This is a genomic window from Terasakiispira papahanaumokuakeensis (assembly GCF_001709345.1).
GTDB lineage: Bacteria > Pseudomonadota > Gammaproteobacteria > Pseudomonadales > Halomonadaceae > Terasakiispira > Terasakiispira papahanaumokuakeensis.
In genome coordinates, this window is the sequence record NZ_MDTQ01000001.1 from 2,090,666 (window position 1) to 2,105,525 (window position 14,860).

A 14,860-nucleotide genomic window follows, 5' to 3' on the forward strand; every position below is an offset into this window, starting at 1 on the left:
AATTAATGAAGGAAATTTGCCGCCCATGAACGCCCAGCTGATTGATGGCAAGCAAGCTGCCGCGGATATCCGCCAGGATATTACTCAACAGATCGAAGCCCGCAAGGCTGCCGGTCAACGCCTCCCTGGACTGGCCGTCATTCTAGTAGGAGACGATCCCGCCTCCCAAGTCTACGTCAAAGCCAAGCACAATGACTGTGAACAGGTCGGCATTCGCTCTTTCTCTTATACTCCAGAATCTGACATCACTCAGGAAGCACTCGAATCACTGATCGACCAGCTTAATGATGACGACGAGGTGGATGGCATTTTGTTACAACTGCCACTGCCAAAACACCTCGATGCGGCCCCCTTGCTTGAACGCATTCGGGCTGACAAAGATGTCGACGGCTTCCACCCCTACAACATTGGCCGCCTAGCCCAACGGATGCCGCTCCTGCGCCCTTGCACGCCCATGGGCATCATGACACTCCTGCATCAGCTACCAGTGAATTTAAAAGGCCTCAAAGCGACAATCGTTGGCGCATCGAATATTGTCGGCCGACCGATGGCATTAGAACTGCTACTGGCAGGCTGCACGATCACGGTCACTCACCGGTTTACTCAGGATTTACAAGCTGAGGTCGAGCAAGCGGATTTAGTTGTTGTCGGAGTAGGCAAACCCGGACTGGTTCGTGGCGAATGGATCAAACCAGGCGCCATCGTGATTGATGTCGGCATAAATCGCCTTGAAAACGGCACGTTAGTGGGAGATGTCGACTTTTCTACTGCCGCCGAACGTGCCGCCTGGATCACCCCCGTTCCAGGAGGAGTCGGCCCAATGACTCGCGCTTCTCTACTACAAAATACGCTACAAGCCTGCCAGCATCATGAAGCGAGTAAGCGCTGATTGATGCCTGCTTAGACGAATACCCACCAGCCATCAGAGCTAGAAGGCAGGCTGAATAGGATAATCATTATGCGACTTGTTGGAATCATTGGTGCCATGGAAGAAGAAGTGGCACTCATGTTAAAGAAAATGGAAAACCCTCGGACTCAGCGTCACGGAGGTGCTCTATTTCATATCGGCACACTGAACGGACAAGCGATCGTTTTGCTTCAATCAGGCATTGGCAAAGTCAACGCCGCGATGGCAACAGCTTTACTGTTGGAACTTTATCAACCGGACGCCGTTATCAATACAGGCTCAGCAGGTGGCGTAGGCGAGCAGTTAGAGATCGGCGACATCGTCATCTCAACAGAGGTCTGCCATCATGATGCCGATGCCACTGCCTTCGGCTATGTCTATGGCCAAATCCCACAAATGCCAGCCACCTATCCTGCCGATCCATCCCTCTGCAAGGTGGTAGAAAGGGCGATCGCAACACTTGGTGAAGCACGAGTCCACCATGGGCTGATTGCCAGCGGCGACAGCTTTATGGCCGACCCCGAGCGCATCATGGCCGTCAAATCACGCTTCCCCGCCCTACTCGCTTTGGAAATGGAAGCTGCGGCTATTGCACAAATCTGCTACCGCTATCACACACCGTTTGTCGTCACACGAGCGCTATCAGATATTGCAGGCAAGGAATCGCCTATCAGTTTTCCTGAGTTCTTAGAAAAAGCGGCCGTGCAGAGCACCTTAATGGTGGAGGCATTATTAGGCGAGCTGCGAGACTAGCGCCATAAATAGGCCGCTCGCCAAGCTTAAAGTCTTCAAGTGAGCAATAAAAAAACCGCATCAACATTGATGCGGTTTTTTTGCAGATCAATGGCCGTCAAATCAAGCCAAAGACCACCGCGTGCCTTCACGACTATCTTTCAATACCACACCTTCAGCGGCCAGCTGATCTCTAATCTCGTCTGCTCGGGCGAAGTTTTTGGCCTTTTTCGCTTCAGCACGCTCAGCAATCAAAGCCTCAATACGCGCCTCATCGACATCTAAAGACTCTCCCTGCTGCAAGAAAGCCTGGGGCGACTGCTGCAATAACCCTAGGATTTCAGCAAGAGAGACTAATTCAGTCGCAAGCCCTTTAGCCGCGGCCCATTCACTCTGTTTACAGTGAGCATTAAGCTGCCGCACAAGCTCAAACAAGACAGCCAGAGCCTCTGGCGTATTAAAGTCATCATCCATTGCCGCCATAAAGCGATTGCGCCACTTAGGTTCAGCAGGCAAGGACTCACACTCAATACCTTCCAATTGGGCTAAGGCGTTATAAAAACGCTCTAAGGATTTGCGAGCTTCATCCAAAGCGGTTGCGGCATAATTAATCGATGACCGATAGTGACTGGCAACCAATAGATAACGCACGACTTCAGGATCATGCTGCTCAAGCACTTCACGAATGGTAAAGAAGTTGCCTAATGACTTAGACATTTTTTCCTTATCAACCCGAACCGCTCCTGCATGCATCCAGATATTGGCATAAGCCTGGCCCGTCGCCGCTTCACTTTGGGCAATTTCATTTTCATGATGGGGAAAAGGTAAATCAGGCCCACCACCATGAATATCGAAAGTATTACCAAGACAGCAAGTTGACATCGCAGAACATTCAATATGCCACCCAGGGCGCCCTTCCCCCCAGGGAGAGGCCCAGGCCACTTCTCCAGGCTTTGCCCCTTTCCAGAGCACAAAATCCAGCGGGTCTTCCTTTAACTCATCGACTTCAACCCGGGCACCTGCTTGCAGGTCATCCAACTGACGATTTGTGAGCTTGCCATACCCCTCAAAACGACGCACTCGATAATAAACATCGCCATTAGACGCTGGATAGGCATATCCCTTATCCACCAGCGTCTGAACCATCGCAACAATGTCATCGATATGCGCAGTTGCCCGCGGCTCTTGATCTGGGGGTAGCACGCCTAAACGCCGCTCGTCTTCGTGCATAGCCTCAATCATGCGCGAAGTCAGCGCTTCGATAGGCTCACCATTGTCATGAGCGCGGCGAATGATTTTGTCATCAATATCAGTGATATTGCGCACATAAGTGACTTGATAACCGCACTCTCGTAGATAACGGCTAATCACATCAAAGGCCACCATGACTCGAGCGTGGCCGATGTGACAATAATCATAAACCGTCACACCGCAGACATACATTTTAACTTGTCCAGGGGTCAAAGGCTTGAAAGGTGCCTTTTCCCGCGACAAGGTGCTATAAATTTTCAGTGCATGCTCACTCATACCTCAGCTGCCTTTCTTCTGAATTTTAGCCCACGAGTCTTTCAATCCAACCGTGCGGTTAAAGACAAGGCGTTCAGTATCACTGAGGTGACGGTCTGCACAGAAATAACCCACGCGTTCAAACTGATAATGCGCTTCCGGATGAGCTTCCGCTAACGCCGGTTCCCCATAGCCTTGAACCACTTGCAAAGATTCAGGGTTCAGATGCTCCAGAAAATCCTTATCTTTATCCGCATCCGGTGCTTCTTCCAGGAAGAGGTTATCGTAGAGACGAACCTCAACAGGTACCGCATGTTCAGCGCTCACCCAGTGAATCACACCTTTCACCTTGCGCCCTTCTGGGTTTTTACCCAAAGTATCGTGATCGACCGTGCAACGGAGCTCAACGAGCTCTCCCTGGTCATCTTTAATGACCTCTTCACACTTGATCACATAGGCATTACGCAAACGCACTTCTTGGCCTGGCGCCAAACGGAAGAATTTCTTCGGTGGTTCTTCCATAAAGTCATCAGCATCAATCCAAAGCTCTCGGGTAAAAGGCAGCTCGCGTTCACGAAAATCATCGCGCGCAGGATGTCCAGGGGCTCTCAACCCTTCAACACGCCCTTCATCCCAATTGGTCAGTACGATTTTAATGGGCTTCAAAACACACATCGCACGCACAGCATTTTCTTCCAGGTCACGCCGAATCGCCGAATACAGCATGGCAATATCCACGACCCCATTGGCTCGCGTCACCCCAATCATGTCGCAGAAATTGCGAATAGATGCCGGGGTATAACCCCGTCGACGCATACCGGCCAATGTGGGCATGCGCGGATCATCCCACCCCTCCACAATGCCTTGGTCAACCAGCAACTTCAGCTTTCGCTTAGAAGTGACGGTGTAATTAAGGTTCAGCCGCGCAAATTCAATCTGACGAGGCTTAGCCGGTACCGGAAGGTTATTCAAAAACCATTCATACAAAGGCCGGTGGTCTTCAAATTCAAGAGTGCAGACCGAATGGGTGACGCCCTCAATCGCATCTGACTGGCCGTGCGTAAAGTCATAGCTGGGGTACAAACACCACTTATCCCCCGTCTGGTGATGATGCACATGCCGAATACGATATAAGATCGGGTCGCGTAAATTAATATTCGGTGCAGCCATATCAATTTTGGCACGCAACACCTTGGCACCATCAGGAAACTCGCCTTGGCGCATACGCTCGAACTGATCAAGATTTTCTTCAACAGTGCGCTCACGATACGGACTGGGCCGACCGGCTTCCGTTAAGGTGCCGCGGTATTCACGCATTTGTTCGGGATTAAGCTCACACACATAGGCCTTACCCGCTTTAATCAGCTCAACCGCCCAAGCGTGCAACTGATCAAAATAGTCTGAGGCATAACGGATATCACCGGCCCACTCATAACCCAGCCACTGAATGTCTTCTTTGATGGCATCAATATATTGCTGCTCTTCCTTGGCAGGGTTTGTATCATCAAAACGCAAATGGCAGTCACCCCCAAACTGCTCTGCCAGGCCAAAGTTCAAGCAGATACTTTTGGCATGGCCGATATGGAGAAACCCATTCGGCTCTGGCGGAAAACGCGTCACAATTTTCCCTTCCCGCCCCTGTTGCAACTCTTCAGAGATCTGGTTACGGATGAAATTAGGTGCACTGACAGCTTCGGCTTGGCTCATATCACTCGCTTCTTCGCTTGAATTGCTGGGCAAGACGCACTGCCCGAAGAGCACGACACTTAAGTGCCGACAAAGGCTCTAAGGTTGGTCGTGTCCGTCAAAGAGATTATTATACCTAATGCCGCCTACTTGCGGCCATTGGCCAATCTAGATCGGATTGGCCTTTTTCATAGCAACCAGGCCCACATAAAGCCCGGTTATGCTTACAATGATCGCAGCACGCACTCTGATTATTCAGCTTACGCCTAGAACATTAAGCATTGCGTGTCACACGATCACTATTAATCGACATATTCAGGAGTTTCCAGTGGCCACAGTTATCCTGCACACCACTTACGGTCCCATTACCTTAAAGCTCAACGAGGAAAAAGCCCCCAAAACCGTGGCAAACTTTCTTGAATACGCCAAGAATGGCCACTATGACGGCACGTTATTCCATCGCGTGATTGATGGCTTTATGGTTCAAGGCGGCGGATTCGATGCTGAATTCAACCAAAAACCCACACTTGACCCTATTGAAAATGAAGCCGATAACGGCCTGAAGAATACAACAGGTACGGTGGCTATGGCACGTACCCAAGACCCCCATTCCGCAACGGCCCAATTTTTCATCAACGTCAGCGACAATAGCTTCCTGAACCATACCAGCAAAAGCGTACAAGGATGGGGCTATTGTGTCTTTGGAGAAGTCATCGAAGGCATGGATACCGTCAATCAAATCAAAGGGGTCAAAACCACCTCACGCTTTCCCCACCAGGACGTCCCAGCAGAAGACGTACTGATTGAACGTGTCGAAATTGTCGAAGAATAAGCCTGCTTTCGAAAGACTTCAGGCGCTAAAGTATAGCCTATAAGCGCCATCATAAGCATTCGATGTCGAAGCAGTATCGTCCAATGACGCCATCGACAAGCACGCCGCAATAGACAGACCAATCATTAAGGGCTCCCCGTGAGCCCTTTTGGGGACCCCTGGCATGAGTACACTGTTCATATCTGACCTTCATTTACAGGCCCGGCACCCTGCCATGGCCCATGGTTTCATCCATTTTTTACAACACCAGGCGGCCCATGCAGAGGCCCTATATATCTTAGGTGACTTTTTCGAATTCTGGATTGGTGACGATTTTCAGACCGAATTCGAAACCCACATCATGCAAGCGCTGAAGAATCTGACTGAGCAAGGCACACCCGTCTATTTCATGCATGGCAACCGAGACTTTTTAATCGGCAATACCTTCGCGGAAAAAACGGGCATTACATTATTAGCAGATCCCACTGTGATTGACCTTTATGGGACTCGCACCCTGTTGATGCATGGCGACAGCCTCTGCACGGCGGATACAGGCTATATGCAATTTCGCCAAATGGTACGGAATCCCGCTTGGCAACAGCAAATCCTGGCAAAAAGTGTGGAAGAACGCCTTGCCCTAGCTCAGTCGATCCGCAGCGAAAGCCAACAAGGCAATAGCATGAAAGCCGATGACATCATGGATGTCACAGAGGAAGAAGTGGTCCGTGTCATGGAACAGCATGGCGTCCAACAATTGATTCATGGCCATACCCATCGACCAGCAGTCCATGATTTAGTCGTTAATCAAGCGCCAGCCAAACGCTGGGTCTTGGGCGATTGGTCTGAAACACAGGGATGGAAAATCACCGCCACTGAGCACCAGTGGGCACTAGAAGCGTTCCCGCTCTCAACAACGGCCTAAACTCCACCGAACGCCGTAACTGAAGGGAGCGCCAGTCGAACACATCGACAATCGACTCACCAGCTTACTTTGATGCTGATAAAAAACGGCCTGGGAGGTCATCAAAACCATACCCCAGGCCGCTTTTATATTGAATCGCCTAAGTTGATAAGTGCTATTTGCTCAAGGCACGAGAGCGGCTCACCGCAGTGGTGAACACCACATCAGTAGAGCTATTCAATGCGGTTTCGGCTGAATCCTGAATTACGCCGATAATAAATCCAACGCCGACCACCTGCATCGCAATATCATCAGAGATGCCGAAGAGCCCACAAGCCAGTGGGATGAGTAAGAGAGAACCACCGGCCACTCCAGAAGCGCCACAAGCCGACAATGCAGCCACGACGCTCAATAAGACGGCCGTAGGCAAATCAACCGTCACACCAAGGGTGTGAGCCGCGGCCAATGTTAATACCGTAATCGTGATCGCCGCCCCCGACATATTAATCGTCGCCCCAAGCGGAATAGAAACCGAGTACAGGTCTTTATCGACACCGAGCTTATCGCACAGGCTCATATTGACCGGCACATTCGCAGCAGAACTCCGCGTAAAGAAAGCCGTGACACCGCTTTCACGCAAACAAGTCCAAACCAAGGGATAAGGATTAGATCGAGTCTTCCACCACACAATAACGGGATTGATCACCAACGCCATGACCAACATTGCGGCCAACAGTACGCCGAGCAAGTGAGCATAGCCCCATAGCGCCTCAAAACCGGTGGTTGCGACCACATTGGCCACCAACCCCAACACACCAAGCGGCGCAAGGGAAATCACCAATTTCACCACATGAGACACGGCATCAGACAAGTCACTAAAAACCTGTTTGGTGGCATCAGTCGCATGGTGCATTGCCCAACCCAACCCAATCGCCCAGGCCAGGATGCCAATGAAGTTGCCCGTCATCAACGCGTGAACAGGATTATCCACGGCTTGGAATAAAATACCGCTTAAGACCTCACCCACCCCTTTTGGGGGAGCAACAGATACTTCTTGAGTATGCAAAACCAAACTACTGGGGAAGGCAAAACTCAGCACAACGGCAGTTAATGCCGCAGCCAAAGTGCCAACCAAATAAAGGCCAACCACAGGCTGCATGCCTGATCGGCGATCACGGTTTTGATTCGCAATGGAAGCCGCAACCAGAACAAATACAAGCACTGGCGCTACGGCTTTTAACGCTTTAACGAACAGGGAACCCAGGAGGGCAAGATGAGTGGCGACACTGGGTATAAAAGCACCGATCAATATTCCCAAAATCAGTGCAACAATGATTTGACGAACTAGTGTCAATCCAGTTTTTTGATATACCCAATTCCCGGGCATTGCGATGGGCTGTTGCATGGAGCGCCTATCAGTTGCTATTACGGTGAATCATTCAGAGCATTATCAAATAACACCCCGGCGAAAGCATGCTAAAGGCGCAAAATTTTAGCGAAAAAAACAGCAACAAACACCCATTAACGACAAATTATCCTTCTAAATAACCATTAAATTGATTTCTTTATGCGGCAATGGGAACACCTGAGTGAAATCTAAACTGGGAATCAGGCGACTCAATCAATTGCTGCTCCAGCGTTAAAAAACAATCGAGACGCGGCTCAATCGGCTCATGACTATAAAGCCGAGCGAGGGATAAATAATCTTCGAAATGGCGCGCCTCAGACTTCACCAAAGAGCGGTAATATCGGGCCAAAGGTTCATCCAAATGAGGGATTAAGGCCACAAACCGCTCACAAGAGCGCGCCTCGATAATCGCCCCAACAATTAAAATATCGATCAAACGCTCTGGTTCTTGTTGACGTACGGGCTGGCGCAGCTGCTCAGCATAGCGTGCCGCAGTCAAGGGCTCATAAGGAATGGATCGTTCTTCAAGCAAATTGACGACCTGCTCAAAATGCAAAAGCTCTTCCCGAGCCAATTGAGACATTTTTTTAAGCAGTTCCGGCCGATCCACATGCCGATACAACAAACTCATGGCCGTAGAGGCTGCTTTTTTCTCGCACTGCGCATGATCAATCAACAAAATATCGAGTTGAGATAATGCCGCCTCCACCCAGGCTTGAGGTGTAGCACAACGTAAAAACTGTTGTATTTCCGGAATAGCTGGCGGCTGAATATCATGAGACATTAACAAGATTCCTGATGGTTAAGCGTTACAGCCCGAGTTCCCAAGCCTCGACTGCATCAGCATACAAACGTTGATTCATCGCGTTAAATAACTGAACGATACTCAGGCCTTGATGAACAGGCTTCAGCTCTAAGCCATAAGCGGACAAGTCACGCATTTTCTGACACCCTACACGTAACAGATCCATGACTTTAACCTCTAGAGGGGCCATGGCATGCGAACGAACGCTGTGTTTTACCAACTGTTCCTGCAACACTTGAGGTTCACGAATCACTAGATATTCATCAACAATGGCCATCTGCCTCGCCCACAATCTTTGCCACACCGCTTCGCGTGACGCTTCAGACATTAAGTTCCAGCGCAGCACCTCTTCCTGATAGCGTTTACAGCCACGACACACAGGGTCACCAAAAGTCGTCGAACAAAGCCCAACACAAGGCGACTTCACGATCTCACCTCCGGTTAATAATGACTATACTGCCCCTCAAGGTCAGTGATTTGACGATGATCAGGCGGCGTATCTTAGCAGAAAAGAAAAGGGGTGAGCGTCGCCGACTCACGTTTCCTAACCTCAAAAGCCGACCAAAGTTTTAGCGCTCAATCTAAGGCCCAACTTAACATTGTTGACACTTTAAACTAGAATGGCCGCGCTTTCTGAGGATCGACGCATCCATAAAATGCCTTGACTGATGCCCATATTAAGATCTTCTTTGGTCTAAAAACGGGGCAAAAGAATCAAGGCATCAGATACAGATGAGGGTCTTACCGTGCTTGAAGCTTACCGCAAACATGTCGAGGAACGCGCTGCAGAAGGCGTCCCACCCAAACCTCTAGACGCCGACCAGGCTGCGGCGCTGGTGGAACTTTTGAAAAACCCGCCGACAGGTGAGGAAGAGTTCTTGCTCGATCTATTGAGCAATCGAATCCCCCCCGGCGTCGACGAAGCCGCCTATGTCAAAGCAGGCTTTTTGTCTGCAATTGCCAAAGGCGAAACCAGCTCACCGTTGGTCGATGCTAAGCACGCCGTTGAACTGCTGGGCACCATGCAAGGGGGCTACAATATTGCCACTTTGGTTGAGCTGCTGGATCATTCCGAGCTCGCCCCAGTTGCTGCGGAACAACTGAAGCACACGCTGTTAATGTTTGATGCTTTCCATGACGTGGCCGATAAGGCCAAAGAAGGCAATGAACATGCCAAAGGCGTCATGAAATCTTGGGCTGAAGGTGAGTGGTTCCAACACAAGCCCGCAGTCCCAGAAAAAGTCACCGTAGCCGTTTTCAAAGTGCCCGGTGAGACCAATACCGATGATCTATCACCGGCACCCGATGCTTGGTCACGCCCGGATATTCCATTGCATGCTAATGCCATGCTGAAAATGGAACGTGACGGCATTCAGCCAGAAGAGGCTGGCGTTAAGGGCCCGCTGAAACAGATTGAAGACGTTAAAGCTAAAGGCTTCCCGGTTGCTTACGTCGGAGACGTTGTCGGCACAGGCTCTTCTCGAAAATCTGCGACCAACTCAGTGTTGTGGTTCTTTGGTGATGATATCCCGAATGTCCCCAACAAGCGTGCAGGCGGCTTCTGCTTTGGCGGCAAAATTGCTCCGATCTTCTACAACACCATGGAAGATGCCGGCGCACTCCCCATTGAGATGCCGGTCGACAACCTGAATATTGGTGACGTCATTGATGTTTACCCCTATGAAGGCAAAGTCTGCAAGCATGGCACAGATGACGTCATCTCGACGTTCGGTTTGAAAACGCAGGTCTTGTTGGACGAAGTGCGCGCCGGTGGCCGTATTCCATTGATCATTGGCCGCGGGTTGACTGAAAAAGCACGCGCCGAAATGGGTATGGGTCCTTCAGATCTGTTCCGTACACCGGAACAACCGGCCGATAGCGGCAAAGGTTACTCGCTGGCCCAGAAAATGGTCGGTAAAGCCTGCGGTATGGAAGGTGTTCGCCCGGGCATGTACTGCGAACCCAAAATGACCACAGTGGGCTCTCAGGATACCACAGGCCCAATGACTCGAGATGAGCTGAAGGATCTGGCATGCCTGGGCTTCCAAGCTGATCTGGTCATGCAGTCTTTCTGCCATACAGCGGCCTATCCGAAGCCCGTTGACGTACAAACGCACCATACTCTGCCCGATTTCATTATGAACCGTGGCGGCGTTTCTCTACGTCCTGGCGATGGCATTATTCACTCATGGCTGAACCGTATGCTGCTGCCTGATACCGTGGGCACCGGTGGCGATTCTCACACCCGCTTCCCGATGGGAATTTCATTCCCTGCAGGTTCAGGCTTGGTGGCATTTGCTGCCGCGACAGGCGTTATGCCTTTGGATATGCCTGAATCCATCTTAGTACGCTTTAAAGGTAAGCGTCAGCCGGGTATCACATTACGTGACCTAGTACACGCCATTCCTTATCAAGGCATCAAAGATGGCCTGCTCACTGTTGAGAAATCGGGTAAAAAGAATGCGTTCTCTGGCCGCATTCTGGAAATTGAAGGCTTGGAAGATTTGACTGTTGAGCAAGCATTCGAATTATCCGATGCCTCCGCCGAGCGCTCTGCCGCAGGCTGTACCATTACGCTGTCGGAAGACTCGGTTGCCGAATACCTGCGCTCCAACATCACACTGCTTCGCTGGATGATCAGCAATGGCTATGGCGATCCCCGTACACTGGAGCGTCGGGCAAAAGCGATGGAAGACTGGCTGGCCAACCCGAGCCTGATGCGTGCAGATCAAGATGCCGAGTATGCAGAAGTGATCGAAATTGATCTTGACCAGATCAAAGAGCCCATTCTGTGTGCCCCAAATGATCCGGATGATGCCCGACTGCTGTCTGATGTGGCAGGCACCACCATTGATGAGGTCTTTATCGGCTCTTGCATGACCAATATTGGTCACTTCCGCGCGGCAGGCAAACTCCTTGAAAATTACAAAGGCAGTTTACCCACACGCCTCTGGCTGGCTCCGCCAACCAAAATGGATCAGCATCAGTTAACCGAAGAAGGCTACTACGGTATTTACGGCCGAGCCGGAGCACGCATGGAAATGCCTGGCTGTTCACTGTGCATGGGGAACCAGGCTCGAGTGGCCTCTAAATCAACGGTTGTTTCGACTTCAACCCGAAACTTCCCGAACCGCTTGGGCGATGGAGCCAATGTATTCTTGGCCTCTGCTGAACTCGCTGCGGTTGCGGCCATCAAAGGCAAGCTACCCACACCCGCTGAGTACCGAGAAATTGCTGACGGTATCAACACGATGGCGGATGAGGTCTACCGTTATTTGAACTTCGATCAAATCGAAGAGTTTCAGAAGGCTGCTTCTCAGGTCATCCCAGTGGCGCAAGAAGCTTAACAAGCCTATCGATACAGCGACTGCTTAAAAGCAGTGCATGCTTCAAGCCCCGCTTCGGCGGGGCTTTCTACTTTCTATTAATCACTTATCTATTAATCACTTATCTATTCAGCACTAGGGCCAGCTCACCAGCATCTCGCTGGCAATCCGTTCGGCTTCGTAATGATCACGCAATCGGGTCACCAACGTTAATGCAAAGGCCAATGCTGAGCCGGGGCCTTGGGCCGTAATCAAGGCGCCATCTTCAACCACCGCCGCATTTTGCCATGGCACGCCCAAACGCTCAGCAAAGCGGGGATAGCAAGTCGCTGCCTTACCAGATAGAAAGCCTTTCTCACCCAGTACCAGTGCCGGTGCTGCACAAATCGCCGCCAACACTCTCCCCGTCGACACTTGATATTTAACGCGCTGTTGAACCTGAACAGAGGCGGCCAAACGCTCTGCACCCTCAACGCCACCAGGAAGCACTAACATCGGATACTGAGCAGCATCATCAAGTGCATCCAAGCAAATATCAGCCTCTATGCGAGTACCACGAGCACAAGTGACCTGAACATTGTCCTCAATACTGGTCAGCAACAACGGAATATTGGCCCTTCTTAATACATCAATGATTGTCACTGACTCTAAGTCCTCTGACCCATTGGCGATCAGCAGCAAAACTTCAGCCTGCATCATAATGCCTCCTATTTGAATCAATCGAAAACTCAATTATATCAGTGGTGTAATAGCACATTTGATGCGCTTATCACGATACACACCCACTCCATTTTGAACCTGATTAACGATCATTGATCCAATGACTGACAAGAAGGCCAATAAGTACAAGACTTATAGAATACATGGGCACAGTGCTTTGAGCGCAATCAAAGTAGCCAACATGCTGACAAAGAGTGTCTAGATCAATGCTCTGACAAAAGATGTCTTCTGTATTAAAGCCACTACAGAACACATCAAATGACAACATAGCGCTATAGACAACAATACTGACAAAATCCCAGATTCTGTATCAGATTTTCGCTAAAAACTTTGCTACCATCAAAACGTTCATCACAAATGAATTTTTCATTATTAAGCTAATTTGAGTTGATATTGACCATAGACAACCCGATATTATCAAAACAACTCCGTCCATCTAAGCGATAAAAGCGACACTGGACACCACTAATAAAGCAACAGCAAACTATTTCCGCATGATCCCAAATGGAGAAAAACCATGAGCCAGACTGATTCGCTTGATGAAGTTTATGCCGTTTTCGGTAATAAAAATCGACTCAAGGCAGTGCTTCGCCGCCTAACGCTGGATGAGCTCGAAAAAGCGCGTGATGCCATGACACTGGTATTAGACGAGCGTATGGAAGAAGAAAAGCAACGTGAAGAAGAAGAGCTCAAGCGACGAGAAAAGCTTGCAGAGCTCACTAAAATGATGGAAAAAGAAGGCATTGCTGCAGAAGATTTAGTCGAAGCCTTAGGGCAGAAAAAACGCCGCGGGCGCCCACCTAAAAAAGGCAACTAAATCAACATTCCATAGTCAATAACAAGCCGTAGTTAGAGGACTGATAAGCACAAGCTTAATTAGCATAAACAACAGTAAAAGGGTGGCAACAAGCCGCCCTTTTACTATTAAAAATGCCAACGACAGGCTCAAACAGGCTCACCCCTACACCTTAAGTCACACCATGACACCTATCTCAGCCCAATCCGATAACCGATATAACGCCAAAGAATATCATGCTCACCAGCGATTAAATCGTCCACGTAGACAACACAACAGAGCCCATCTGCAGCAGTCCAAAAGAAGCCATTAAACGCCCGGTGCGAGGCGGTAGGCCCTGACGCTGGCCCGCAGGTAATGTTAGATATCCCCAGAGATTAGGGATAAGAAACAATGCAAGACATGTTAGCCATCCATAAGGCGCTTCTCCCAATGCCCAGAGCAAAAGCATGATCACAAAAGGTAACAATGAAAGGGCTTTATAGAGGGTTATGGCTCGCGGGCGGCCAATACGAACAGTCAATGTCTTCTGACCTTCGATCGCATCATACTCACTATCACGCAGCTCATTAGACAACAATAAAAGAGACATCAGACAGCTAATCGGTAAAGACAACCATAAGACATGAAGGGATAAATGTCCTGCCATGACATAGTAAGCCCCCTCCACCATCAAGATACCCGTCAACCAGAAAACGGCGACCAATCCCAGCCCTCGCCCTTTAAGGTCAAGAGGGTCTTGAGCATAACCCAAAGCCCCTAACACACCGCACAATCCGATCCAAACCAGCCATGGACCAGACACCATCACGAGCCCGATACCGAGTAAAGCGCCCACCACAATACAGACTAATCCAATGTAATAATTATATTGGATCGTTTGCGCCAAACGCGTTTTCTCATCATGGGTGACTTGGGGAAAGCGACTATCAAGCTGCTCTCGATCGCCGTAATCATTAATCAAATTAACCCCGGCCTGAAGCAAAAGACTGGCCATCATCGCCACCAAAGCGGGCCAAAAGGGTTCAGGATGAAATGCCCACCCGAGCAGAAGTCCAAGCCCACAACTGATTAAGGCCACAACGAGGGAAAAAGGGCGCAAAGCGCGCTTAAAAGAGTACTTATCAGTTGACCACTGGGGGGCTAACTCGGTGGCGGTCGACGACATGCCGAACTCCTGTCAACTAAATCTAAAAGGATAGGCGAAAAAAAGCCCGCATAATTTGCAGGCTTTATTGTCTCATTTCAGGCGGTTAGACACC

General features: G+C 49.9%; 13 protein-coding genes. 6 read left to right on the top strand and 7 right to left on the bottom strand.

The genetic code is table 11. The annotated features are described in order from the left end of the window. The first annotated feature begins 25 nt into the window (after positions 1-25). Together folD and mtnN are read left to right on the top strand one after the other, a co-directional pair. Positions 26-889 carry a bifunctional methylenetetrahydrofolate dehydrogenase/methenyltetrahydrofolate cyclohydrolase FolD gene (gene folD, locus BFW38_RS09125; RefSeq protein WP_069000343.1) on the top strand — a complete coding sequence of 288 codons (864 nt, stop codon included), beginning with the start codon at positions 26-28 and terminating at the stop codon, positions 887-889. Positions 890-958: 69 nt separating this feature from the next. After that, positions 959-1,660 (top strand): 5'-methylthioadenosine/S-adenosylhomocysteine nucleosidase, encoded by a 702-nt coding sequence (gene mtnN, locus BFW38_RS09130; RefSeq protein WP_068998101.1) that lies wholly within the window; start codon positions 959-961, stop codon positions 1,658-1,660. A 102-nt stretch (positions 1,661-1,762) separates the two neighbouring features. On the opposite strand, the gene cysS is transcribed toward mtnN, so the two are convergent. Together cysS and BFW38_RS09140 are read right to left on the bottom strand one after the other, a co-directional pair. Continuing rightward, positions 1,763-3,151 (bottom strand): cysteine--tRNA ligase, encoded by a 1,389-nt coding sequence (gene cysS / locus BFW38_RS09135; protein WP_175401020.1) that lies wholly within the window; start codon positions 3,149-3,151, stop codon positions 1,763-1,765. 18 nt (positions 3,152-3,169) lie between these two features. Beyond that, complete coding sequence (locus BFW38_RS09140) at positions 3,170-4,852, bottom strand: glutamine--tRNA ligase/YqeY domain fusion protein (RefSeq protein ID WP_068998104.1); 1,683 nt, start codon at positions 4,850-4,852, stop codon at positions 3,170-3,172. 307 nt (positions 4,853-5,159) lie between these two features. Between BFW38_RS09140 and BFW38_RS09145 the strand changes: the two genes are divergently transcribed. Both BFW38_RS09145 and BFW38_RS09150 read left to right on the top strand, forming a co-directional pair. After that, positions 5,160-5,663, top strand: a complete 504-nt coding sequence (locus BFW38_RS09145) for a peptidylprolyl isomerase (RefSeq protein WP_068998107.1) — start codon at positions 5,160-5,162, stop codon at positions 5,661-5,663. A gap of 163 nt (positions 5,664-5,826) precedes the next feature. Next, positions 5,827-6,564, top strand: a complete 738-nt coding sequence (locus BFW38_RS09150) for a UDP-2,3-diacylglucosamine diphosphatase (protein WP_068998108.1) — start codon at positions 5,827-5,829, stop codon at positions 6,562-6,564. Positions 6,565-6,718: 154 nt separating this feature from the next. Here BFW38_RS09150 and sstT read toward each other — a convergent pair whose 3' ends face one another. The 3 genes from sstT to BFW38_RS09165 form a co-directional block, all read right to left on the bottom strand. Further along, complete coding sequence (sstT, locus tag BFW38_RS09155; protein WP_245686124.1) at positions 6,719-7,948, bottom strand: serine/threonine transporter SstT; 1,230 nt, start codon at positions 7,946-7,948, stop codon at positions 6,719-6,721. Between the two features lie 160 nt (positions 7,949-8,108). Beyond that, positions 8,109-8,735, bottom strand: coding sequence for a MiaE family protein (locus BFW38_RS09160; protein ID WP_068998109.1), 627 nt, complete (start codon positions 8,733-8,735; stop codon positions 8,109-8,111). Positions 8,736-8,760: 25 nt separating this feature from the next. Then, entirely contained in the window at positions 8,761-9,183 is a 423-nt protein-coding gene (locus tag BFW38_RS09165; RefSeq protein ID WP_068998110.1) for a DUF1289 domain-containing protein, read from the bottom strand. Positions 9,184-9,502: 319 nt separating this feature from the next. On the opposite strand from BFW38_RS09165, the gene acnB reads away from it, so the two are divergent. Then, a complete protein-coding gene (gene acnB, locus BFW38_RS09170; protein WP_068998112.1) occupies positions 9,503-12,103 on the top strand; it encodes a bifunctional aconitate hydratase 2/2-methylisocitrate dehydratase in 2,601 nt (866 codons plus the stop codon). 114 nt (positions 12,104-12,217) lie between these two features. Here the strand turns inward: acnB and BFW38_RS09175 are convergent, their stop codons facing one another. After that, positions 12,218-12,781 (bottom strand): DJ-1 family glyoxalase III, encoded by a 564-nt coding sequence (locus BFW38_RS09175; protein WP_218186397.1) that lies wholly within the window; start codon positions 12,779-12,781, stop codon positions 12,218-12,220. Positions 12,782-13,319: 538 nt separating this feature from the next. On the opposite strand from BFW38_RS09175, the gene BFW38_RS09180 reads away from it, so the two are divergent. Beyond that, on the top strand, positions 13,320-13,619 hold the full coding sequence (locus BFW38_RS09180; protein WP_068998114.1) for an H-NS family histone-like protein: 300 nt from the start codon (positions 13,320-13,322) through the stop codon (positions 13,617-13,619). Positions 13,620-13,848: 229 nt separating this feature from the next. Here the strand turns inward: BFW38_RS09180 and BFW38_RS09185 are convergent, their stop codons facing one another. Then, on the bottom strand, positions 13,849-14,766 hold the full coding sequence (locus tag BFW38_RS09185; protein WP_068998116.1) for a prenyltransferase: 918 nt from the start codon (positions 14,764-14,766) through the stop codon (positions 13,849-13,851). Positions 14,767-14,860: the final 94 nt, after the last annotated feature.